The sequence below is a fragment of the Paenibacillus sp. MER 180 genome (genome assembly GCF_023713665.1).
In the GTDB taxonomy this organism is placed as follows: domain Bacteria; phylum Bacillota; class Bacilli; order Paenibacillales; family Paenibacillaceae; genus Paenibacillus_B; species Paenibacillus_B suaedae.
The window spans coordinates 179,387-203,633 of record NZ_JAMAVT010000007.1; the positions used below are offsets into that span (position 1 = coordinate 179,387).

At 50.0% G+C, this 24,247-nt stretch carries 21 protein-coding genes; 8 read left to right on the plus strand and 13 right to left on the minus strand.

Annotation, left to right across the window (positions count from 1 at the left end; genetic code table 11):
• The first annotated feature begins 10 nt into the window (after nt 1–10).
• Nucleotides 11–853 (plus strand): PhzF family phenazine biosynthesis protein, encoded by an 843-nt coding sequence (locus M3661_RS13930; protein WP_251485970.1) that lies wholly within the window; start codon nt 11–13, stop codon nt 851–853.
• Nucleotides 854–883: 30 nt separating this feature from the next.
• Complete coding sequence (locus M3661_RS13935; RefSeq protein WP_251485974.1) at nt 884–1,027, plus strand: hypothetical protein; 144 nt, start codon at nt 884–886, stop codon at nt 1,025–1,027.
• 62 nt (nt 1,028–1,089) lie between these two features.
• On the opposite strand, the gene M3661_RS13940 is transcribed toward M3661_RS13935, so the two are convergent.
• The 3 genes from M3661_RS13940 to M3661_RS13950 all read right to left on the minus strand — a co-directional run bounded on the left by M3661_RS13940 (nt 1,090) and on the right by M3661_RS13950 (nt 4,594).
• Nucleotides 1,090–1,917: a DNA adenine methylase gene (locus M3661_RS13940; protein WP_065291586.1), complete on the minus strand. Its 828-nt coding sequence runs from the start codon at nt 1,915–1,917 to the stop codon at nt 1,090–1,092.
• Nucleotides 1,918–2,103: 186 nt separating this feature from the next.
• On the minus strand, nt 2,104–3,384 hold the full coding sequence (locus M3661_RS13945; protein ID WP_251485977.1) for a Fe-Mn family superoxide dismutase: 1,281 nt from the start codon (nt 3,382–3,384) through the stop codon (nt 2,104–2,106).
• A 187-nt stretch (nt 3,385–3,571) separates the two neighbouring features.
• The gene (locus M3661_RS13950; protein ID WP_065291585.1) at nt 3,572–4,594 is read right to left on the minus strand and encodes an alpha/beta hydrolase; all 1,023 of its coding nucleotides are present in this window, start codon (nt 4,592–4,594) and stop codon (nt 3,572–3,574) included.
• A 333-nt stretch (nt 4,595–4,927) separates the two neighbouring features.
• Here M3661_RS13950 and M3661_RS13955 point away from each other — a divergent pair, with 333 nt between their 5' ends.
• On the plus strand, nt 4,928–5,677 hold the full coding sequence (locus tag M3661_RS13955) for an IclR family transcriptional regulator (protein ID WP_028533615.1): 750 nt from the start codon (nt 4,928–4,930) through the stop codon (nt 5,675–5,677).
• 233 nt (nt 5,678–5,910) lie between these two features.
• Here the strand turns inward: M3661_RS13955 and M3661_RS13960 are convergent, their stop codons facing one another.
• Nucleotides 5,911–8,241, minus strand: coding sequence for a helix-turn-helix domain-containing protein (locus M3661_RS13960; protein ID WP_251485979.1), 2,331 nt, complete (start codon nt 8,239–8,241; stop codon nt 5,911–5,913).
• Between the two features lie 442 nt (nt 8,242–8,683).
• Here M3661_RS13960 and M3661_RS13965 point away from each other — a divergent pair, with 442 nt between their 5' ends.
• From M3661_RS13965 to M3661_RS13980, 4 genes are all read left to right on the plus strand, one after another.
• On the plus strand, nt 8,684–9,649 hold the full coding sequence (locus M3661_RS13965; RefSeq protein ID WP_251486232.1) for an ABC transporter permease: 966 nt from the start codon (nt 8,684–8,686) through the stop codon (nt 9,647–9,649).
• A 21-nt stretch (nt 9,650–9,670) separates the two neighbouring features.
• Nucleotides 9,671–10,558 (plus strand): carbohydrate ABC transporter permease, encoded by an 888-nt coding sequence (locus tag M3661_RS13970; RefSeq protein WP_065291583.1) that lies wholly within the window; start codon nt 9,671–9,673, stop codon nt 10,556–10,558.
• A 60-nt stretch (nt 10,559–10,618) separates the two neighbouring features.
• Nucleotides 10,619–12,133 carry an extracellular solute-binding protein gene (locus M3661_RS13975; RefSeq protein ID WP_251485981.1) on the plus strand — a complete coding sequence of 505 codons (1,515 nt, stop codon included), beginning with the start codon at nt 10,619–10,621 and terminating at the stop codon, nt 12,131–12,133.
• A gap of 65 nt (nt 12,134–12,198) precedes the next feature.
• On the plus strand, nt 12,199–13,503 hold the full coding sequence (locus tag M3661_RS13980; protein ID WP_251485984.1) for a Gfo/Idh/MocA family protein: 1,305 nt from the start codon (nt 12,199–12,201) through the stop codon (nt 13,501–13,503).
• Between the two features lie 197 nt (nt 13,504–13,700).
• On the opposite strand, the gene M3661_RS13985 is transcribed toward M3661_RS13980, so the two are convergent.
• From M3661_RS13985 to M3661_RS14015, 7 genes are all read right to left on the minus strand, one after another.
• On the minus strand, nt 13,701–14,438 hold the full coding sequence (locus M3661_RS13985) for an ABC transporter ATP-binding protein (RefSeq protein WP_251485987.1): 738 nt from the start codon (nt 14,436–14,438) through the stop codon (nt 13,701–13,703).
• A complete protein-coding gene (locus tag M3661_RS13990) occupies nt 14,435–15,274 on the minus strand; it encodes an ABC transporter permease (RefSeq protein ID WP_251485991.1) in 840 nt (279 codons plus the stop codon). The genes M3661_RS13985 and M3661_RS13990 overlap by 4 nt, the downstream gene beginning before the upstream one ends.
• The gene (locus tag M3661_RS13995; RefSeq protein ID WP_174807691.1) at nt 15,271–15,729 is read right to left on the minus strand and encodes a nitrous oxide reductase accessory protein NosL; all 459 of its coding nucleotides are present in this window, start codon (nt 15,727–15,729) and stop codon (nt 15,271–15,273) included. Before M3661_RS13995 ends, M3661_RS13990 begins: the two co-directional genes overlap by 4 nt.
• Nucleotides 15,726–17,177 carry a right-handed parallel beta-helix repeat-containing protein gene (locus M3661_RS14000; protein ID WP_251485994.1) on the minus strand — a complete coding sequence of 484 codons (1,452 nt, stop codon included), beginning with the start codon at nt 17,175–17,177 and terminating at the stop codon, nt 15,726–15,728. Before M3661_RS14000 ends, M3661_RS13995 begins: the two co-directional genes overlap by 4 nt.
• Nucleotides 17,178–17,258: 81 nt before the next feature.
• The gene (locus M3661_RS14005; protein ID WP_251485997.1) at nt 17,259–18,662 is read right to left on the minus strand and encodes a sensor histidine kinase; all 1,404 of its coding nucleotides are present in this window, start codon (nt 18,660–18,662) and stop codon (nt 17,259–17,261) included.
• A gap of 5 nt (nt 18,663–18,667) precedes the next feature.
• Nucleotides 18,668–19,345, minus strand: a complete 678-nt coding sequence (locus tag M3661_RS14010) for a response regulator transcription factor (protein ID WP_251485999.1) — start codon at nt 19,343–19,345, stop codon at nt 18,668–18,670.
• Between the two features lie 18 nt (nt 19,346–19,363).
• On the minus strand, nt 19,364–20,350 hold the full coding sequence (locus M3661_RS14015; protein WP_251486001.1) for a YncE family protein: 987 nt from the start codon (nt 20,348–20,350) through the stop codon (nt 19,364–19,366).
• Nucleotides 20,351–20,561: 211 nt separating this feature from the next.
• On the opposite strand from M3661_RS14015, the gene M3661_RS14020 reads away from it, so the two are divergent.
• On the plus strand, nt 20,562–21,284 hold the full coding sequence (locus tag M3661_RS14020) for a nitrous oxide reductase accessory protein NosL (RefSeq protein WP_251486003.1): 723 nt from the start codon (nt 20,562–20,564) through the stop codon (nt 21,282–21,284).
• Between the two features lie 183 nt (nt 21,285–21,467).
• On the opposite strand, the gene M3661_RS14025 is transcribed toward M3661_RS14020, so the two are convergent.
• Nucleotides 21,468–22,874: a hypothetical protein gene (locus M3661_RS14025; RefSeq protein WP_065291575.1), complete on the minus strand. Its 1,407-nt coding sequence runs from the start codon at nt 22,872–22,874 to the stop codon at nt 21,468–21,470.
• A 223-nt stretch (nt 22,875–23,097) separates the two neighbouring features.
• Complete coding sequence (locus tag M3661_RS14030; RefSeq protein WP_251486005.1) at nt 23,098–24,183, minus strand: glycosyltransferase family 61 protein; 1,086 nt, start codon at nt 24,181–24,183, stop codon at nt 23,098–23,100.
• Nucleotides 24,184–24,247 lie beyond the last annotated feature (64 nt).

Here is a 24,247-nt window from a genome sequence, read left to right on the forward strand (position 1 = left end):
AGGTATGGACATGAAGGTATACATCGTAGATGCTTTTACAGATGCGCCATTCCGCGGCAATCCGGCTGCGGTCTGTCTCGTTGAACAGGAATGGGATGAGACGATGATGCAGCATATCGCATCCGAAATGAATTTATCCGAGACAGCATTTGTTCATGTAGATGCAGAGTGGGAAGAGGGGGCTCAGCGCCCTCTCGGCCTTCGCTGGTTCACGCCTGAGGTCGAGGTTGATCTATGCGGACACGCAACGCTGGCTACGGCTCATGTATTACGGCAATGCGAGATTGTAAGCGGGGACAGAGTCTCCTTCGAGACGAAGAGCGGCATTCTCCATGCTGCATATAAGGAAAGCGGGGGCCAATGCGAGATCACGCTGGATTTCCCAGCATCTTCGCTAATGCCCGTAGAGGATGAGGCGCTGCGAGTGCGTCTGGAGGAAGCGCTAGGCTGCTCGGTGCATGAGGTACTTAGAAGCCGAATCGAGTTAATGGCCATCGTGGATTCAGAACAGACTGTACGGTCGCTGGAGCCACACTGGGAACAGCTTAAGGCGTGCGATCAAGAAGCGATTGGTGTGCTCGTTACAGCGAGAGCAGGGGAATCAGCCCATGACGGAATTGACTTCGTGTCTCGCTGTTTCTTCCCCGCGCTCGGTGTGAATGAAGACCCGGTTACGGGATCTGCTCATTGCACGATGGGGCCATATTGGGGAGCCAAGCTCGGCAAGTTGTCTCTTACTGGACGTCAATGTTCTGCAAGAGGAGGCGTTGTGAAGTTGGAGCTGCATCAGGAGCGGGTGTACTTAACCGGCACGGCTGTCACAATTATGGATGGCAAGTTCACTTTTTCGTAGATTAGTGATTTCATTTAAGGAGGGAATAGAATGGGAGTTTGGATGGAGATGACCATTCTCATCTTGCTCGCCTGCGATCTACTGCTCCTTCTGCACATCAACAGTAAGCTTCCAAGGCGGGATCGCGCCCAGGAAGCTTACGATCGTGCGAAGAAGAAGTATGGGATTGACTGATGCCTGCACTGCCCATAGGGTTATACAACCAATGCCTGCATATCCACGTTTCGTCTTACATGTCAATAATTCATAATAATGACCTCGTTGATCACACCACGGCCATCACCTTTGGAATTAATGCTTCGCCTCGCTTTTACCGTATGGATTCGATATCCCTCATACAATTGATGAATATAGTCTGTCGCATGATTGGACAGCATGACATATACACCACGTTCACTAAGTTCCTTAAATACATTGGCTAGACGCTGTTGTTCCGGTCGGCCGAAGCCCCCCTTGGCATACGAAGTGAAGGCGGCAGTTGGCGTCAAGGTGTCATACGGAGGATCAAAATAGACAAAGTCGCCGGCGCGTGCCTCCTGCACAGCCTCAGCAAAATCTCCATCCATCATTCGAATATTGGCGCGGTTCAAATAGGAGGACATACTGCGAATAGTTGTTTCTCTTATGATGTTCGGCCGCTTGTATTTCCCGAATGGAACATTGAATTGGCCGCCTGCATTGACTCGGTATAAGCCGTTATAGCATGTCCGATTCAAGTAAATAAGCCTGGCGGCGCGTTCGATAGAGGATAAGGCGGCGTAGGCTTCTTGGTTCCGATCCCATGCCCGAATTTCATAATAGTAGCCTTCGTCGTTTCGATGCTGGCGAAGGGCTTCGATAAGTTGGTCTGGCTGCTGCTTTATCATTTGGTACACGTTGATGAGCTCTGGGTTGACGTCGTTAATGGCCCCGTTGTCTGGCGTTAATGCTAACAATAACGCCGCTCCGCCGATGAACGGCTCGAAGTAGGCTGCTCGCGTCCAGTCTGCTGAAGGCAGAAGGGAACGGATGCTGGGAAGTAGTTGGCGTTTGCCGCCAGCCCATTTCACAATAGGTCTGAGCAATTCGCCTCACCCCTTTCGAAGTCGATAACTCATTGTTCTGGTACAAAAGGAAAGCGCGGCACAGAACCGCACGTGATCCAGCTATTTCCAATTATTATTGTATAGAACGAAAAGGGTGCGGCGCAACGGCGAATAAGCTCGAAAAATAGGAAGTAAACACCTCATTCATCGAATGATGTTGTAAGCTTAGAAGGGAGTCCATTTCAATTTGCGAGCTTGCTCGAATCGTTCGGATACAGCGGGCCAATTGATGACATTCCACCAATCGGAAATATATTTTGGCCGTTCATTTTGATGCTTCAAATAATAAGCATGTTCCCATACATCGAGCGGCAGCAGCGGGACGACATCCCATTGGGACAAGTTCTGATGCTTCTCAGCTTGCAAAATCTCCAATCTTCGGCTGCGCGGACTCCAGACGAGTATCGTCCAGCCACCACCCTCAACCTTCTCTGCTGCGTTCGAGAAATGCTTCCGGAAGGCATCGTAGCTGCCAAAGTCATGCTCAATTTGGCGCAGCAGACTGCCTGTAGGCCTGCCTCCACCCTGCGGACTCATTACATCCCAGAAGATGGTGTGCAGATAGTGCCCGGCCCCATTGAACGCAAGCTCGTTCTCCCAATATTTCACCAGATCGAACTTATTGGTGCGCCGTGCTTCCGCCATCGCCGACTCGGCCTTGTTCAAGCCGTCCACATAGCTCTTGTGATGCTTGTCATGATGAATGCGCATCGTCTTCTCATCGATATAAGGTTCAAGCGCATTATAAGGGTACGGAAGCGGTGGAAGCCGATGTCCGCCAATTGGAACGAAGGATTCCTCATCCGCGTCATCATCCTGTTCCGGAAGCGCGCTGCGCGTATTGCCAATGTGAGCATGAATGCCTTGAATGGATTGTTGTTGATAGGGATACTGATGTTGCTGGGGCTGATACTGATGCTGCGGCCAATGCGAGGAAGGCTCGTTCCCCGCAGCGTGAATGCGAGCTGGTGGGGAGGAGCTGCTGCTAGAACGAGTGTTATGATTGCTTCCCGGGGGCTCTACTGCTGGGTAAAAGACAGGTTTAATGGCATTCAGAAAGTACTGGGAGCGCTCCGTGATATGATCGAATACGACAGGGGCGTGCTCCGTATGCTGCACGGCTTGGCTGTTGTGCTTAATGGCATCAAGCTGCTGAACGAATTGCTCGGATTGATATACAGAAGCGCGGAGCAATTCTTGAAGCTGTTGAAGCTGATCTGGCTGAAGGACATCTGGCTGCTGCAGGGCGGTGCGCAGCTGTCCCCTCGCTGCATCTTCCGTCTGTGACAGAACCTGTTCCCATTGGGCAAGCAGCTGTACGTATTCAGGCTCCAGCTGGGGCACAATCGCGCGAATGACCTCTGTATTCTTCTTCTCCTGCTGCTTCCAGTAGGCACTCTCTTCCAACACACGCACAGGCATAAGTGGCCCGTATATGAGCTGCAATGTTCTCCCTCCTTATTGATTGAAATGGTTCTTTTTATTGTATTAGCTTCATAGGTTGACCTATGTAAAATGGCACAAAAAAACCGCAAGCGGGGTGCTTGCGGTACTACTTCGATTCATTCCATTTCGTGTCCTGTGAAACTTCCTTGCCGAATTTATAAACGTCTCAATCGGCGTAGCAGGGAAGTTAGTTCTGTGCAATGAACAAACCGCGATCAGCACGATAGGCTGCATTCAGGAATGCGGATGTCTTCGACAAGTATTCCTTGCGCTGTGTGCGATAGATAAGCTCATGCTGTGCATTAGGGACGATCCATGCCTGCGAGAGCTTATTGGACTGATGGGCGGCAATGCCTTCTGCAATTCCATATGGCGCCTTGGAGTCCGCTGTTCCATGAACGAAGAGAATCGGCATCTCATAGTTCGTTGATTTCACTTCGTTGTATGGAATTTGCTGCAGGCTCGTGCCATTGACAGCAGGGAAGAAGGTACGCAGCAGATCAAGCGATGGATGCTTCGGCAGTGGAGCGTACTGCTGCAAATTATGATATAGCGTATCTGGCTCCAGCAGGAAGGTGCTGTCCAGAATCATGGCATTAATATCATGGGTAAGCAGTGCTGCTTGAAGCGCCGTTCCGGCACCCATGGAGAAGCCCCATACGACGACGTGCTCAGCACCGCGTTCCTTCGCGAGCTTGACTGCGCCTAGCAGCTGTTCCTTCTCCAGACGGCCGCCTGTTGCTTTGGTCGGATGCTGTTCGGAAGCAAATCCATAGTCGAACATGATGACATTGTAGTCGAGTCGATGTGCGAATTTGGCGAGGTCATACATCGGCACCCAATATTCTTCTCGATTGGCCCCGTAGCCATGGCTGAAGATCAAGGTGCGCTTGGAAGGCTTATCAGATGGAATGTACCATCCGTCTACCAGCGTATGCCCATCGCGAGCGGGAAAGGATACCGTCTCGTACTTCATCCCTTTGGCCTCCATTGGATTGGAGAACAGCGGGGGTACTTGCGGATTGGCGAACATCCATGCGATGAATCCGTGCAGGGCAAGGAAGATGACAATCGCAGCGAAGAAGGTCGATAGGGATAGCGCAATGGCTACATGCTTCACTCGTAGTCTCCGCGCTGCCGCAGGGGCTGCTCCAGATGGGCCGAGCCATTCAGGCTGTAGTGCGGGAGATGTAATAACAGGTGTGCTCATGTAGATGACCTCCTTCGATGATGTAATGCAGAATGGTGTCGAGCCCAATAAATTCATATAGAACAAAAGTCCCGATGGGAGCTGATTCGTGTAAACGTTGTCTTCGTATCATTATCGTATGCGGGAATCCGCATAGGGTCAACGGATTTGCGCGATTTGTAAGGTGATTGTAATCGTCCCGTAACATTGCAATCTCCCTGTAAAAACATGTCGAAACAAGGGACGTTCGTAGGATGCGGGAGAATGGTGCTAGTATCTTTACGAAAATAAGGAAGAGAGTTATACTAGTTGTAACGATGTTCCATACTATGGAACCGAAGAGGGAGATACATGGTGGAAGAACGAGGAAAGCTAACCGTACGCGCCGTAGAGCGTGCACTCGATATATTAATGTGTTTTGCCAATGAGCGAGATATCAGCTTGACGGAACTTGCAACCCGCGTTGGGCTGAATAAGAGCACTGTTCATCGTCTGATGACAACATTGGAGGATCGCGGATTCGTACTTAAAAATGGCGATAAGTATCGCCTGGGATATCGGGTATGGGAGTTGGCGGCGAATTTGACGCAGGTCGATGATCCTGCTCAGCTGCTGCAGCCGGAGATGGAGCTCCTGCGCGATCAGTTGGATGAGACGGTGAGTCTATATGTGAAGGATGGCAACGACCGGATACGGATTCAGGCCGTGCAGAGCAATCAGGCGATCCGTAGAGTAGCGCCAGTAGGCGTTCGTTTGCCGTTGTTCGTGGGGGCATCCAGCAAGGTGCTGCTTGCCTTTGCTGAGACGCACGAGCTAGAGGCTGCATTGCGCGATTCACGCTGGCCGTCCTCCATTGACAAGGACAGCTATATGAAGCAGCTTGAGGAAGTGCGTCGACTCGGATATGCTGTGAGCTTGGAAGAACGCGAACTTGGAGCGGCGGCTGTATCTGTGCCGATCATGGATCGGAATCAGCGGCTGGTCGCAGCCTTGTCGGTATCGGGGCCTGTCAGCCGGATGTCGGCAGATACGCTTGTATCCTTTGCCCCGCAGATGATGGAGACTGCCCGCCGAATGGGCACGATGCTGCTGACGATGCAGTAACAGTCAGTCTGCTGTAATCGACGGTTAAGATTGTCTTTTTGCTAGATTCTGTGCATTGTAAATAATAAGTTCTTCGGCCCCTCTACTGCGGTAAGCAGTGGAGGGGCCGAAGTTGTATAGACCTATGAAATGCGCCTGACAGCACCCATCAGAACGGAGATCGGAATGCCAGCCATGATCTGCAGTGATGTATAAGGTTATGCTGAAGTTATTGCTCCAATTGCGACATCCTGCTATAGGGTTTGTGAGGAATGACGCTGGCGATATTGGCCGGGAGTTATTCCTTCGAGCTTCTTGAACATACGATTGAAGTAGGGGGCCTGGTAACCGGCCGATTCAGCGATTTCATTGATCTTCATATCCGTGGTCAGTAGAAGCTGCTTGCAATAGTTCATTCTTATCGAGGTAATATAATCGACATAGTTCGTTCCTGTCATTTGCTTGAACGCTTTGCTCAGTTGGGAGATGCTGACGCCATTACTTTTCGCATAGGTTTCGAGTGCAATCTCTTGGCCGTTGCTTTGTGCAATCTGTTCGAGCAGATTGTCTACAATCTCCTTCATAGATGCATTGAAGCTGCGAGAGAGCGAATGAATGTAAGGGTGGATCACCTTCTCTTGGAACCAGGACAAGGATGCTTGTGGATTGCGCAGCATACGAAGCTCTTCATACAGCTGGGCGCTGTCATAGACGGCATACGGATTATGGCCGGCCTGAAGCATAGCGCGATGGATGCTTCCCATTAGTCGCAATAGCGCTTGATGGACAAGCCATTCTGCCGCGTGGCTTGCTTGCAGTGTCTCTACATACTGCTCCAAGGCTTGCGTCGCTTCCTGGGCCAGACCCATATTGAGAGCGTAAATAAGCTCCTGCTCAAGCACAAGCAGAGGGGCTTCAAGCAGCGTATTCGCTCTATCCAGCACTTGATCGGCCTGAAGCAATTGGCTCGTTGCGTCGAAGGTGCGGCAACGAAGCGCACGCTGAGCCTGCTCCATGGCATGGGGAATATCCATCCACGACGAAGTTGGCCCGTTATAGACGATGGTGGCCTGGATGCGCAGAACCTCATGCAGGACGTTGATATAATGGGAGCACAGACTGTGCAGCTCCTGTTGTGCTTCTGCTTGAGTATGATCCTGTGTGGGAAGTATGAGCACAAGTCCGAACGATCCATCTAAGAAATTAATCGTGTGAACATGTTCCGCTGCGGATTGGGATAGCTCTGCCACGATATTGATAGCTGCGTACGTTAATAGAACATCGTCTTTATCGGACAGCGGCTTATATTCTTCATCGGTTGTATGAAGTTGTAGAACGATTGCTGCAAATGACCTGCCTTCAATGGCGACCCCCATCGTATGAAGCTTCTCAATCATCTCCCTCTCCGTCCAGTGCGCTGCCTGTCCTGTAATGAATTGATTCATAATTGCCTCGCGCATGGACGGCACGGCCTGATTCAGCCTCCGTTCCAATGTTTCATTTGTAATTCGATAATGCTGCCATTCCCGTTCAATATAATCAAGCTCATTGTGAACATCCGTATCCGGGGAGCGCCAGCCTGCAAGCAAGTTCATCATCCGGCGTATCGGCCGATACATACGGTGGGAAGCGAACCAGCTTAACGCTAACGCAGCCAGCACGGCAAATATCCAGCACACAATGAGGATATGTGTATAGGGTCGTGTAGGTGCTGTAATGATGGATTGAGGGGTAGCCGATAAGTAAGTCCATTTGCCGCCCATTTTCTCCAAGGTTACGGTGTTTATGAGCAATGTATCCTGATCCAAGGGAACCTTGCTGCTTCCGCTAGGTTGATTCAATGCCTCTGTATGTTGAGTCTGATGAGATTGAATAGCGGCGAATGCCTCAGGATTCTGTCTGCTTGCTCCGCTTTGCCCAATAATGTGTCCTTCCTCGTCCAGCAGGTAAGCATATCGGTCTGGGTTCGCAAATACGAACAGCTTAGACGGATTGATGTAAATCACGATAGCCCCATAAGATGCGTTTCCATTGAACGGCAGCTTCATTACGACGGCATGGGACGAGCCTCTACTGAAGGGACGCTGCAATTCATGTGTCCAGAAGATGCCCTGCTCGGCCGTCATAAGCTCCTTCCAGCGAGATTCTTCTTCCTGCTCCAATGTCCGAAGACCAATCGAGGGCTGAAGTACTTTGTTCTGCTTCGCCACGTACAAATACACCTGATCAATAATCGGATCGGCATTCTCGATCAGCGTGAGCGTATCGAGCAGTTGGTTCGTTTCCTCGAACTGCTGTGCGAAATCCATATCGGAAATCGTCGGCTTGAAATGCGGCTTCACGACCATATGTAGAGCGTAATTAATAAGCTGCCCAAGCTGTTTATCGATTTGTTTGGCTGCTTCAATCATCTCGCTGTCGTTCTTCTCTTGAAACTGCTTCACAAGCTGCTGGTTGCCCATATATAAATAAGCCGCACTGATGATCGTGATTGGCAGGCAGGTCAGCAGTACGGCGAGCGCGAGACTTTTCCAATAGAAGATTCCCTTGGAAGAGGGACGTAGTATATCATGCAGCTTTCCCATGAATTCCTCCTGTGTGGCAATGGATGATGAAACGGAATAATGGAGTAATCATTGATATTGGAATAGAAATTGTAATTTGCTCGACTGCACGAAGCTGTTCATACAAGAACGGTAGTATGGAATGTTCTGGTATGGTGGCCGATTGTATTTATCATACTGAATGGCACAACGGATGAAAAGGCTTACAGAAAAAAAGTGCAGCCTCAGGAAATCGCAAAAATGCTGCATCGAATCTCGCAGCAGTGATTCTTTGCGGGGCTTGCTTGTGCGTTCATCGAGCGATGAATAAGCACGGTTATGCAGGCAGGCAAGACGCTTCAGCAAAAAAGTCAAATTGCATGAAATTGTGATAGCGTTTACATTGATAAAAATCCTAGCAGACATTGTGATACTCGTTGTCTCAATTGAACATGCAGAAGAAAGTGAGGTAGTACTGGTGAGCATGGAACCATCAACATCTGCAGCCCAGTTAGAACGGAGGACATCATCTAAACGAAGAGCGCGCACACGTGTATGGGTAGATGTGAAGAGGGATAGATACTTGTATTTGTTGGCGCTGCCAGGACTTCTCTTCTTCCTTGTCTTCAAGTATGTTCCGATTACGAATCTTGTGATCGCCTTCCAAGACTATTCGCCGTATTTCGGTGTGTTTCAAAGTCCATGGGTAGGATTCGAGCATTTCAGCCGCTTCTTTGCAAATGAAGATTTCTACATTCTGCTGCGCAACACACTCGCTATCAGTTTTCTGAATCTGTTGTTTTTCTTCCCGGCGCCGATCATTCTTTCTATCATGCTGAACGAGGTTCGGCATTCGATTGTAAAGCGAACAGTACAGTCTCTCATTTACATTCCGCACTTCTTATCTTGGGTGCTTATATCGGGGTTGACGTTCCTCATGTTCTCGCAATCGGAAGGGTTGTTCAACAAGCTGCTGCTGTCTATGGACAAAGAGGCTTTTGATCTGCTCACGAATCCAAGTTATTTCTGGGGAATGTTGACGGCACAGTCGATCTGGAAGGAGGTCGGTTGGGGGACGATTATCTTCCTCGCTGCTATCGCAGGAATCGATCCTCAGCTGTATGAGGCTGCGGTGATGGATGGAGCAGGGCGGATGCGCCGCATTTGGCATATTACGCTGCCGGGCATGCGCAATGTGATCATCATTCTGTTTATTTTGCGGTTAGGCACTATTATGGATACCGGATTCGAGCAGATTTATCTGATGATGAATGCAGCCGTCTCCAATGTAGCGGAAGTGTTCGATACATATGTGTACAGGGTTGGGATTAAGCAAGGGGAGTTCAGCTACAGTACAGCCATCGGATTGTTCAAATCGGTAGTTGGCGTCATTCTTGTGGTGGCGGCCAATCAAATCGCCAAGCGCTTCGGACAGGACAGTTTATATTAAACAGGGAGGGAGACAAGTGCTATGAGAGATAACAGTGTGAGAGATCGCTTATTCAATATCGGGAACATAGCCATTCTGCTGCTCATCAGCTTGGCGACCGTCTTTCCCATTTACTATACAATCGTGCTGTCGTTCACGGATCCAACGGAATATTACACAAAGCCGCTTATTTTGTTCCCGGCCAAATGGTCACTGGATGCCTATCAGTACTTGCTCGCAAACGGCTTGTTCGTCAGCGCACTCGGTGTGAGCACCTTTCTGGCTACAGTAGGAACAGCGTGCAGCCTCATCGTAACCGGGGGCTTGGCTTATGCGCTCTCTCGGAAGCGACTGCGCTTCCGGAAGGCCATTCTGTTTCTTATTTTGTTAACCTTTCTGTTCCAGCCAGGACTTGTGCCGCAGTATTTAATTGTGCGCAATGTCGGACTTATCGATAATATCTGGTCGCTTATTATTCCGTCGCTGACCAGTGGGTGGTACGTTCTGCTTATGAAGGGATTCTTCGACAGTATACCAGATAGTCTGGAGGAGGCGGGACGCATTGACGGGTGCAACGAAATCAGCGTATTTTGGCGCATCATATTGCCTTTGTCACTTCCAGCGCTGGTCGCATTCGGCTTGTTCTTTGCGGTAGGGTATTGGAATACCTATTTCAACGCGCTTATGTACATTAACGACCAGAGCATGTGGCCGCTGCAGGTGCTGCTGCAAAACCTGCTGGTCGATCCGGCGGCAATGGGCGGCGGTGCAGGGGGAAGCGGTGCGGATTTTCGTATGAATCGTCAGATGCCGTCTGAGACGTTAAAAATGGCTGCAGTCGTTATTGCTACCGTACCGATTATGCTGGTGTATCCATTCTTGCAGAAGCATTTCGCAAAAGGTGCGATGGTCGGCTCTGTCAAAGAATGAGTAGATATAGATACACATTGACAGCCTGTAGCGCTCGCATATCAAAAAGGAGGGTTCAGAATGGTTCACAATTCATCACGTAAGTTGTCATCCTTGCTCAAGACAACAATGTTTATCATGCTGGCATGTTCATTGCTGCTGACTGCATGCGGCGGTGGAGGCACAGGCGGTGCCTCTGGGGGAGAAGGTCCGACGAAGATTACACTGCAAACGTTGAATTATGCGCCCGACATGGTGAACAACAGCAATCCGATGTGGAAGGAACTAGAGAAGAACACGAATACACAGCTGGACATCACATGGCTGACACCAACGACGATTGAAGATAAGGTCAATGTGATGCTGGCGTCCGGTGAGATGCCGGATGTTACCTTTGTGGAGTCGCTGAACAACTCGCAGCTCCAGAAGATGATTAAGCAAGGCGTGTTCTGGGATTTGACGCCTTTCATTACGGATTATCCGAATCTAACGGAAGGCGTTAAGGCGGCGATGTGGGAAGAGACGAAGATCGAGGGCAAGAACTATGCCATTCCACGGTACTATCCAAGCTTTGGCGGCGGTGTATTCCCGATGCTGCGTAAGGATTGGCTGGATGAGCTGAATCTGCAAGTGCCAAATTCCATGGATTCGCTCTTCGACGTACTGAAGGCATTTAAGGAGAAGGCGCCCGGCGGGAAGACTGATATCGTTCCGTATGCGGCATCCCCAGACTCGCTCGGTTTTGTATATAACGTCTTCAATGAAACGCAAGGCGCATGGAAGTTGAAGGATGGCAAGCTGGCGCCGATCATCACTGAAGATGCTTCCCGTGATGCGCTGCTGTGGATTAAGAAAGCCTACGATGCAGGACTGTTCCCGAAGGATTTTGCCATCTTAAAGTTCTCGCAAATTATTGATATGGTTCGTGGCGGCAAGGTAGGAGCGGTGGGCTTATCCATGAACCATGTCTGGATCCAAGGGGAAGTGCTTCGCCAGATCGATCCGAAGGCCGACCTCATTCCGGCCTCTTACCTGGCGAATCCGCAGGGGGCTAAGTATGTCCCTTCCGGTGAGTCCTATTATGGCGTGTATCTGATTCCCAAGAAGGTGCCAGAGGAGAAGGTGAAGAAGATTCTGGCGCTGTTCGATTATGGAAATAGCCCAGAGGGCAATATTCTGGAGTACTACGGTGTGAAAGACGTACACTACAAGGAAGAGAACGGCAAGCGGATTGCGACTGAGCAGGCGAAGAAAGATCTGACGGGAGACGGCAACATGTCGAGCTTGTTCCACTTGATTAGCGACGATATGGCTATTGCTGCAGTGGGGATGCCAGATGAATTGTATGAACGCAACGTGAAAATTGTAAATGAGCGCAAGGAGCATGTTGTACCAGATCCAGGACGCGGCATTTATTCGGAAGCCTATAATCGGTTCTACCCGGAAATTAAAAAGAAGGTAGATGATATGCGGACGAAGGTGATCATTGGGAAAGAGACGATTGAAGCCTATGATCAGTTTATTGCGACCTTGAAGCAGGATAAAGAGCTGCAAATGATTACAGATGAAATGAATAAGGCTTACCAAGCAAAATAATGAGAGGCCAAGGAACGCTGCTGCTTGCGGGCGTTCCTTCGCTTCATTAGAGGGGGAGAAGCAACATGAAGCCTATCACTGCGGTTGTGATTGGAGCAGGGGATCGGGGAGCACGTGCATATGCTCCATATGCGCTGGAGAATCCGCATGAATTTCGTATTGTAAGTGTCGCTGAACCGAATACAGAACGACGACGCAAATTTGCCGAGCAATTTGCACTAACCGCTCAGCAGCAATTCGATTCTTGGGAGTCGCTGCTTGGCAACGAGAGGCAGGCAGAAGTTGCAATTATCTGTACATTGGATCGAATGCACCTCCAGCCAACGCTCCGGGCACTTGAGTTAGGGTATCATGTTCTGCTGGAGAAGCCGATGTCGCCTGTGCCGGCAGAGTGTGTGGAGATGGAGCTTGCGGCCAAGCGGCACAATCGTCTGCTCACGATCTGCCATGTGCTGCGTTATACGGCATTCTGGTCATCTTTGAAGCGGGAAATCGACCGAGGTGCGATTGGTGATATCGCCTCGATACAGTTAAATGAGAACGTGGGCAATATGCATATGTCGCACAGCTTCGTACGCGGCAATTGGCGCAATAGCGACGAGTCGAGCCCGATGATCCTGCAGAAATCATGCCATGATATGGACATTTTGGCGTACTTAATGGGGGAACCGTGCACACGCATTAGTTCGTTTGGCTCGTTAATGCATTTTCATGAAGGGAATCGACCGGAGGGTGCACCGCTGCGCTGTATCGAGGGATGTCCGGCAGAACATGTCTGCCAGTATCATGCGCCGCGTTATTACCTGGGGGAAGGCATTGGATGGGCGCGGAAAATTACAGACGATCATACGAAGGAAGGCATCATTAAGGCGCTGTGGGAAGGGCCGTACGGCAAATGTGTCTATCAGACGGATAATAATGTTGTGGATCATCAGGTCGTCAATATGGAATTCGCCAGTGGCGCAACGGCTACCTTCAGCATGTGCGGCTTCACACACGACAATACTCGCATTGTGCAGGTGATGGGCACGAAAGGGGATATTCGCGGCAATATGGAGGATGATGCTTTCACGCTCCATGATTTCGTGACGAAGGAGAAGCGTGTTGTCCATATTCATGCATCTGCTGCGGGGCATGGGGGTGGAGATGCAGATATAGTCCGCTCCTTTATTAAGGAAGTGCGTGATTTCGAGGCGGGAATGGTGACGGAGAGCAAGTCTTCTGCCTCTGTCTCCGTACGCAGCCATCTGATGGCATTCGCAGCAGAGGCATCACGGTTGGATGGGGGCAGATCGATTGATCTACAGGCCTATTATGATGAACTGGCAGGAGCAGCGGTACAACCGCATGTTCATGAGAAACATTGCTAATCATGTCGTAATGCATGCATACTGATGAACTTAAAAAAGCCAGCGATCGCTGGCTTTTTGCATTTGTATAGATAAGTGCACAGTGTTTGGATAGGTATATAAATGTGCAACTGTATAGTGCACACTTGAATGATACGAGCCTTGCACGAGTAAAGGCAAATACCAACATCGTTCTACTACGAGAAAAGAAACACTAATTACGAACTAGTGGCTATACGCTGGCATGTATCATAAAAGACGGCTTCCAAGGAACGATGTCCATTTTCTGTACGGCAAAGTCTAGCGACAGAATCGCATGCGACCATGACGCCTTCATTCATGAAGGCGACAGTATCGGCCGTGTCCTCCACGACAGACAAAATATGAGTCGAATAGAGGATTGTTGTTCCTTTCCTGCGTTCAGCATGGATTAGTTCCTTGAACGTATGCACCCAATAGGGATCAAGTCCGTTGGTGGGCTCATCCAGAATGATGATCGGAGCTTCAGGCAGCAACGCTTGTACGAGCGCGAGCCGCTGCTGCATTCCCTTGGAATAATGGCTTACCTTCTTATGCTTGTCTTGTTCCAACCCAACGAGGCAGAGCAGCTCATCGATGCGACCTCGCGGCACCTGCAGCAGCTTGGAGAAAAAGTGCAGCACCTCGTATCCCGTCAAGGAACGGGGAAATACCATATTGTCAGGCATATAGGCGAATGTGGATTTATAGGCGCTGTCCGTGGACGATACCCTGTGCCCGTTCAAGTAAATGCTGCCTGACGTTGGCTTCACAATGCCGATCATCATCTGAATGATCGTGCTCTTCCCGGCGCCATTGCCTCCACATAAGGCGAAGCATTCGCCTTGGCCGATTGAGAAGTGGATATCGCGCACCTGATTCTGCTTGGAATAAATCTTGGATACATTATCGAATCGAATCATCGCATTTGTCGTCATTCGCGGATGCGCCCCCCCTGCTTCACAATGATGATGGATAAGGCAAGCGGAGCAATGATCCATGCCGCAGCCGTCAGACAGAAGGCAATTTGTCCGGTGCTCCCCTCGGCCCATATCGTAAAGTCATAGAGCGTCGGCCCGAATATCATGCCGCTCTTCATTTGAACGATGCTCCACACCCGTATCAGCTCAACTGGGTTGAACAGGATGGATGTGGTTAAGAGTGTAATAATCCAATGAAAAGGGACAACACTGGAGACGCCCATCACGATATATTCGTACAGGAGCACGCTGAGCGCCCATGTCAGAATACTGATTCCAAGCGCTTGGAATCGCGTGCTGGCATACACGCCGATGACCGAAGCTATCGCCAGGAAGATAGCCGCAAGCAGCAGGGTCAAGGCGATAAAGAGAAAAAACAAGGAGGCGGCGAACATGCCAGTGCGGTTCGTTATCCACAGCACAGTTCCGACAATACCGTAGCCGAGCAGGATAACGGCTGCAATGGCCGCCAGCATGCCTATGTATTTGCCAAGGACAATGGAAGTGGGCGATACCGGGTAGGTGAGCAGTAATTGATAGCCCCCATCCTCTTTATCTCCCGCGAGCATGGTACTGCCCATTAACAGCGTGAGAAGCGGAACGAGGAAGAGGGAGAGATTCAGAAGTCCTGCAGTCATTCTCGTAAACCCTTCGTATCCTGCCTGATAGCCGGTGCTGCCGAAGAATACGATGAACAGCGCCAGTAGTGTAAATAATATGGAGAAGCTTGCCAGCCAGCGGCTGCGAATGATCAGCTTCATTTCCTGCTTCGCAATCGAACCTATATGCTTCATTGATGACCGTCCCATTTATGCTGCTTCAGGTCAGAGAACGACAGAACGTTTCCTTTGCCCTCTTGTGCAACGTATTGCTCTGCTTGTTCCTTGTTCGGAAAGGCCAGCACGCCATTCGCCATTGGTGTCCAGAAGTCTTGGTGGTAGGCGAACCAGGCCTGCTCCAGCTCTACCCAATTGCTTGCGGCGTATACATAGGACTTGGCAATCGGATTGTCTGCATTGTGATACGATTGGATATAATCCATCATGCAGCCGATATCATCGAAGGTCATAATCTTGCCGTCCGTTAATACAACCTCTGTTGCGTAGTCTTCGTTCGCTACGCTCATATTGCATATGATGCATACATCGATATCAGGGTTAATCGGGCGCGGCTCATAGCTTGGCTTGCCGCAGGATGTGGCAAGCAGGAGGCCGACTGCCGCTACGACTGTTCCGAATCTCCATGTCATTTCTGAATCCTCCCTTGTGCAAGAATGAATATGCCGCCAATTAGGAACAAGCATCCTGCGATGCCGATAAGATGGCGGCTGTCTGCAGGAAGCTCCGCTTCTAGGACTGCTTGTGCAGGATCATCTACAAGCGGTTGAGGGGTGGGCTGCTGCGTAAGCGGAAATCGATCTGCTCCGCTCGTAGAGCTAGTGGAAGGCAGCATGTGATTAACTGCATTCCATAGCTGTATGGCAGGGCTCTCGAAGTAGAATTGCAGCTGCGGCTGCTTCGGCAGCAGCTTGTCATAGATGGAGCCTGCGTAGTAAGGTAGTTCCCCAATGCCGTCGCCGGTAATATCGAAGGAAGAGTAGTCGTCCCAATAATTGCCCGATGTGCCGTCATCAATGGCCTGCTTAGCATCCAAGCTTCGTGCCTGTACGACATTGCCGATGAACTGATTGCCCGATATGGTAGTTCCGGTATTGCCCTTCAGCAGACTAAGGCCAAGATGATTGCCCGCGATGACATTGTCCGAAATGATGCTGTCTCTCGCATCCTCCAGCGCGAGACCGTTGCTGTTGTACATTATGTGGTTGCCCCGCATTGTGATGTGATCGGTGTTATAGAGGAGCGCTCCGTAGCCGCGATAATCAAGCTGCTTCTGCATGATGTTCTGCTCAATCCGAAAGGAGGAGGAGCTCATAGCCATCATCCCGTTAATGTTGTACATGAATTGGTTGTCCGATACGCGACCGCCTTCACCGAACATGAGATGAATGGCGTAGCGTGAATCGGATATCGTGTTGCTGCTTAGCGTACTGTCGGCTGCAAAGTCGATGTAAATGCCGTCCTGCACATCATAAATGTCATTGCCACGGACGACATTACCACTGCCATAGAAGAGGTGAACGCCGTTGCCCCGCTTAGAGATGCGGCTGTTATTGCTCGTTATCGTATTGTTCTCGATCTGATTACGGCTTCCTTTGTTGACATAGATGCCATTCTGTACGCGGGACAGCGTATTGGACATGATCAAGTTGTCCGAGGAGGCGATATAAATACCAGCGTCCTGCTTTTTGCTGCCGCTCTGGATAATCTGAAATCCGGTTAGGGAAACGCCGGGGGCGGTAATCGTGACGACATGTCCTTGATTATTGCCGTTCAGCGTAACCTTAGCACTGCCTGCAGCTTGGAGCTTCAGTGGCTTATCAATGACAAGCTGTTCATGATAGCTGCCTTCTTGTACGGTAATGGTTGCGCCTACTTCAGCCTCATTAATGGCCTTCTGGATCGAATCTCCGGCACGAACGATGAACGCCTTCCCATTAGCGTTGGCGGCATGCAGCTTGCTTGTACCTGGGAAGCAGGTGAGGAGAGACAATAGCAAAGCTAGAGCGGCCAGCAGCATTTTTCTGTTGACTTGTCTGCAATTGGTCACAATTGGCCACCATCCTGTCCCCATTTTCATTTTCTTTGGCTCCTACATTACGACACAATTGTGTGCAAAGATGAAAGAATGTGTGAACGGAGCATGACAACCCGCAAGTTTTTATGTCTCTCTGTATCGCGGCAGCGCAATCGTCACAGTCGTCCCCTCATTCTCGATGCTGTGAAAGGTCAGCGTTCCGCCATGCATAGCAACAATATTGGACACAATGGCAAGCCCCAACCCTGTTCCACCATCCTTGCGGGTTCGCGCCTTATTGGCTCGATAGAACGGCTCGGTTATATGGGGAAGATGCTCAGGGGCAATGCCGATGCCGGTATCGCTGATGCTCAGCTCACAATGGGTGTCCGAGCTTGCGCGCAATTCGACGCTGATCGTTCCCTGTTCCGGCGTATACCTTATGGCATTGTCCAGCAGGTTATGGAGCACCTGCTCGATTTGATTTTGATCGGCTTCAATAATAAGCTCGGGATCAAGATCGATCGCCAATGCAATTTGCTGCTGGACAAGTATGTGTCTGTATGTCATCAGCACATCCTCAATAAGCTGAGCATACACCAGATGGGTGATGGCAAGCGGATAGGCATTGTTCTCCAGCTTGGCCAGCTCTAGCAGATCATGAACTAGCCGCTGCATGCGGCCGGCCTCGCGGTGGATCAGGCTGATATAGCTTCGCTGATCTTGTTCAGATTCAACAACCCCATCCAGAATCGCTTCGCTGTATCCCTTCACATAGCTGATAGGGGTCCGCAGCTCATGGGACACGTTCGCGAGAAATTCTTTTTTGCGCTTATCCTCCTCGGCAACGGCACATGCCATCTGATTGAAGGCTTGTCCCACCTTGCCGATTTCATCATGTGTTGTAATCGGAACACGTTCCGCATAATTGCCATGTGCCATCTCATGGGCAGCGGACTCCAAGCGTCGAAGGGGCTGCGTGATGCGGTTGATTAATGTTCTGCCCAGCGCAAGGGACAGGAACACGAAGCATAAGGTGATCGGAATGAAAATGCTGGTCAGTTCCTTGTTCATCTCCATAATGGTTGCAAGCGGGATGTACAGGAATAAGATGCCTTGCAAGCGATTGTCGTCCAGCAGCGGGATGCTGACAGATAGAATCGTGCGGCCGAAGCGTTCCTCGAACCCGGACTTGGTGACGGGGTTGCCCTGAAGGAGCTGCTGGCGATCCTGCTCGCTGATGAGGGAGTCGTATTCGACTTCGAAGGGAAGGCAGGCGCTTAACTCGCGCGGGTTCGTGACAAGAAACACCTCCGAGTCAGACATCTTGTTGTACCAATCGATCTGATCGCGCAGCTTGGCGGTGACCTCTCCACCGCTATAGTTGCTTGCAAGGCGAAGCCCTTCCAGCCGCAGTCCTTCATCTACCTTTTCGACATAGTATTTTTCATAGAAGTAGTGAGTGAGCGCATACGAAAAAGACACAGTTCCGATAATCGCCGCGCATACGATAAGCCACATTTTCTGTGCTAAGGTTAGCTGCTTCATGCCATTTACACCTCTAGTTTATATCCGATGCCCCACATCGTTTGTATGAATTCACCCACATTGCCGAGCTTAATGCGCAGTGTTTTGATATGTGTATCTACGGTTCTAACACTGCCCTCGTAGTCGATACCCCACACGTGCTCCAGAAGCTGCTCGCGGCTGAGTGCTTGTCCGCGGTGGCGGCATAAGAAGAGGAGAAGCTCGAATTCCTTCAAGGTGAGAGCTAAGGGCTTGCCGCATACCTTGACCGTTCTACCTCGTTCATTGATCTCGATTTGGCCGTATAGCTGAACCGTTTTGTCTGCTGCAGATTCTCGATTAACCCTGCGCAGAACCGCGTCGATGCGGGCGATCAGCTCGCTTGGACTGAACGGCTTCACAATATAATCGTCGGCACCGATTTTCAGGCCATAGACACGATCCCATTCTTCTCCTCTTGCCGTCAAGAAGACGATTGGCACGTTAGAGGACTGGCGTATGTTCAGACAGAGCGTGAAGCCATCCAGTATCGGCATCATGACATCGGCAACAATTAGATCGATGGACATGGCAGACAGAATCTCTAGCGCTTCCTCGCCATTCGCGGCTTGGTACACCTCGAATCCAGAGCTTTTCAAATACATATGCACGAGTGCTCTCATATCTTCTTCATCATCGATAATGAGCAATCGAGACTGGTTCATGCTTGTTCCTCCTTGCGCTTATGAGTTGGACGTAATCTGGAATGGGCCTTGGCCCACAGGGATGATTGAGCTGACGGTGAGTGAGTTGGGATCAATGACATAGATCTGATTGCTATCATAACTAGCGATGTATAGATTGCCGCCAATTTCCTTCATCTCGAATGGGTTGGCGCCAATTTTGATCGTGCCAAGCTCTGCGCCGGTATTCCGCGCGAACTTGCGAAGCGTGCTGGAACCGTGACTCAGTGCGAATATGCCTGTATCCGTCTGTGCAAAGCTTACGGGCATATAAGGAGCTGGGATGCGCCGAATAAGCGACCCGGTATCCATGTTGTACACATGGATGTCCGACTCGACCTCAGCTCCGCTTCCGTGACCGCCAACCCACAGCTCACGCCGATCATCCAACAGCAGACCGCCAGCCGAAGATTCGTTAATGCTGAATGTTTGTACAACTTTTTGCAATTGAGTGTCTATAATGGACATCGTCGTATCGTCGAAATTGATGACGTACAGCCTGCTCCCGTCCTTCTCCTCATACATATGCAACGGCTGCTTGCCTACAGAAACCTCGTACTGAAGCGTGCCGTCCAGCCGGAAAGCGCGAATCGATTTATGATGCTGATCAACAAAATAGACAAATTGCTTCGAATGGGACAGCAGCGCATTGGCCGCTCCTTTGCCTACGTCCCATGTCTCGATCTGCTTTCCCGTAGACAATTGGTAAATGAGAGCCTTGTCCGCCTGCTTGCCGTAGACGAGCAATTGATCCTGCGCAAGGAATAGGGCGCCGCTAAGCGGGAAATCGAGCTGCCATGCCGCCGACACCTTATTGCGGACAGGATCAAGGAAGGAGAGACTATGGTCCTTCACATTGACGCTGACGATAATAGGCTGCTGCTCTATAGGCTGGAAATCATTTTTGCCGCACCCGGTAAGAACAAAAGCAAGAGTGAGCAGAACAAACAAAGGCAAAAATGTGCGTAAGAAAGGTGCAAGGCGCATAAGGCGCTTCCTCCTGTATTTCAAAAAATGGAATATAGCAACATTATAGCGGCTTTAGACACAAAATCTGATCAAATCTATGAAGTTTCGTACTTCTTTTTGGAAAATTGCAACATAAAGTTCAACAATTCATTTCACTTCCTTCACAATCTCCTCACAATTGCTTGCTAGCATTTGTTCTGTCAATGAATTCCATCGTGGAGGGTGTTATATGAAAAAGGGGTTAGCTATTTTTATTTGTTCGATCATGATGCTGAGTATTCTTGCTGGATGTGGCGGTGCAGACCATGCGGGAGAGAAGGGCGAACAAGCTGCGGCGCCAGTTGAGGGGGCAGCGGCTCCGAATACGGGGAAGGAACAAGTAAGCCAAACGGCTGAGAATAAGGCACAACTCAAGCAGGAACTGGCTGCAGCGCATGCGGAGGAGCCAACTCATGAGGACTTATGCGCCTTTTGCCAAATGAAAATCTATTTGAGAGAAGAAGATATGGGGATGTTTACAGCGCAAATGCAGACAGCAGATGGTCAGCATCTCTATTTTGACGATGTCGGCTGCTTATTGAATTATGAGCGAGATATGAAAGAGAAGCCGGCTGCATCCTGGGTGAGAGATTATAGTACATTAGAATGGGTGACAGCAAAGGATTCAACTCCGGTAAAGGCGGATATTAAGACACCGATGAAATATGGCTATGCGTTGTTCGCTACGCAGGATGCAGCGCAGAAGTTCGTGTCGGACAATCAAGCCCTGAAGGGCAAGGAAGCATCGTGGAAGGAAATTGATGAAATCTCCCACCAACGTTATTTGAAGAGAAAAGAGAAAATGAAAAACGGCGGCATGCACAATGGAAGCATGAACAAACCAATGGATCATGGCAATAATGGGGACAAGCACAAAAGCGATGATAAGCAAAAAAATGATGGCAAACACTAAAGTGATAACAAATACTAAAATGATGACTTTGAAGGATAACAAACACTAGTGAAGAGGATTAAAAAGGAATCTGTCAGACATAGTTGATATAAGTTGAAAAGGTGTCAAGGTAACAATAATAATGATGGATGAATCAAAACAAGTCCCACCTGTTGCAAAGCAGCGAGCAGGTGGGACTTGTTGCTACAAGAGAAGCAGCAGCATTGCGACGAGTGTCGTGACGGTTAAGCCGATGATCACCGGGACAAGGTTGCGGCGTGCCAGCTCGAACGGGCTGATGCCACAAATAGCTGCTGCTGGTATGAGCGCCCAAGGGATTAGTGTTCCCCCTCCGACCCATATGGCGGCAACTTGACCGAGTGCAGTCAGGGTATCTGTCCCGCCGCCAATGGCGGCCCCGAACAGGGACGCTATGGAGCCGGCAAGCGAGATGCCGGAGAATCCTGACCCATCCAATCCTGTAATAGCTCCTACAATGGTGAGGGTAATTGCACCGATGGCAGGGTGGAGTGGAACGCTGTGTGCAAGCGCCAACCCTAGATCATTCACAATCCCATGCGATGCCGCGGGCAGAGTTTTGCCGAAGATTTCGAAGAAGGCAGAGTCTCCTAAATAGAAAAATGCGGCGATTGGAATGACAGGGCCGAATACTTTGAACCCAAATAGAAAGCCGTCCACGAGGTAGCTTGTTGTCTGTTCAAGTGCTTGCTTGCGATGGGTGAGCAGGGTAACGACGATGAGTATGATTGCAGCGGTTCCGCCGATAAGCGCCGTTGCTTCTCCACCCTGAAGATTCAACTTGAACAGCATGATGACGTCGATGACGAAGAGCAGGGGAATGAGAATGGCTAGAGTTGTTTTGGCAACGGGAGATAAGGGAATACGGGTCACATGGAAGCTGCTGCGGTCGTCATTTTTGGCAAGACCGGTACTCATGGTCAGAAGACCACGCCCCATATCGCGGCGCATCATCCAGAACGCTACGACCGTAGTGACGACACCCATGACCAGCACAAGCGGGATGCTGGCTTCCAGCACGCTCTTAACGGGCAATCCGGCTGCATCCGCGGTAAGCTTCGGTGCGCCCTGAATGACGAAGTCGCCTGACAATGCGATACCATGTCCGAATAAATTCATAGCCATCGCAACAGCAAGAGGAGGCAGCCCTACGCGAATTGCTGCTGGCAGCAGCACCGCACCAATAAGAGCGACACCTGGCGACGGCCAGAAGAAGGTGCTGATGACGACCATAACAATCCCAAGTGTCCAATAGGCCATCGTGGGACCGCGCATTAGCTTGGTGAATGGAGATACCATCGTTTCATTAATGCCGGACGCGAGCAGCACACGGCTCATCGCGACAATAATCGAGATGATGAGAATGGTGCCAAGCAACTCCTTAATGGCATAAATAAAGCTGGTAAATATACCGCTGACCGCTGAACTGACCGAGGAAGTTGCCAGCAAGCCGAGCAGGAATATCCCCGCCATACATACAATGGTCGTATCTCTCCGCATGACGAGGAAGCCAATAATTAACCCAATGAACAGCAGATACACCCAGTGTATCCCGACGAGTGTAACGACCAATGGAATCGCCTCCCATAATGTAAGCGTTAACATAGGTTTCGGAAGCGTGGAAGCTCTTCGAATTATGTGCTTCATACTATGCGGATACCTATCATTTGGTCATCATCAGGCGGATGAGAGAGGACGCGAGTCGTTCACATTTGCATTTAACCGGAAGATACAGCCAGCAAGCGGCGTGTCCTTGCATAGCTCTGTGCTAATCGCTACATATGGCAGGCACAACCTAAATGCCTGCCATATGAAGGACGCGCTTCAGCTTGTCGATGTCGACGATCAGGTTATCAAAGCCAGCGAGCTGCTTTGGCGGCTGCTCGATATTACATAGAACCTCATAGTAATTCATACCTGCATAATTGCTAATTTTCCAAAAGTAACTATCCATAACTGTTAACGGCGTCAGTTCGATCAATGTAGAGCCTGGATTGCAGAACACGGTGTTAATGCTCCCGCTTCCGAACGGCGAAACGATAACTTGCGCTGAAGAATAAATTGCAATCTTTTCAGCCGTGGACAGTGGTGTAAGCACAATGCGGACGAAGCCCTTCTCGGCCAAAACTTGCATGACTTCTTCTTCATTAATGACGTGTCGAACGAACGCATCTTGGCGGCTAACGTAGATTCGCTCATAGCCAGGACGAGGAGCAATGGAAGTATTTTTCAGACGGGTGCGAATGTATTGACTGGCCCAGCTCGGGCATCCGCCAATAAGGAATGGTACGGCCGGCACGACCAGCTTGTTTGCGACCAAATGGAAATCGTTACGGTCAACCTGTATTAACTTTTCTATCGGAAAGCCGAGCATTTGCAGCGATTCATATTGGAAAGAATGTGTCAGTTGGCCAACCAAATATTTGTCGATAGCGATTCCGCTCTGCTCCAACAAATGAATGCGGGTCAAATAATCAAAAAACCAGTGCCCGAAAATAGCTTGGTGATATGCAGTTCCGGGAACATTATAGCCCCACATTAATGTGGCAACAGTTTCTGATGTATATTGCGGCTCAGGAAGCTCATTGAACGGGTAAGGATAAGGGGGGAGTTCTACGTCTTGAAGCCGGCGGTGGTCAGGGGTTACCACGTGACCGCTTCCAGTCATGACCCTTCCCCCTGGTATAACGGCCACGAATGCTTCATCAAAGTGACATATAGATCCCCAGCGAGGCGTGTCTACTCCTTTGGGAGGAGGAAGAATAATCGTTTCTGCCGGGTAAAGCACACGATACATTTCTTGAAACTGTTGAAGGTTGAGAGCGGCTCCGGCAGCCCAGTCCCGTGTTCGCTGATAAGTAAGATGCGGAAATACGTTCACTCTCCAGTCCTCCTTTTGCAGATTGCTTCAGTTGCAATATGCAACGAATAGTAGACTTTATGAG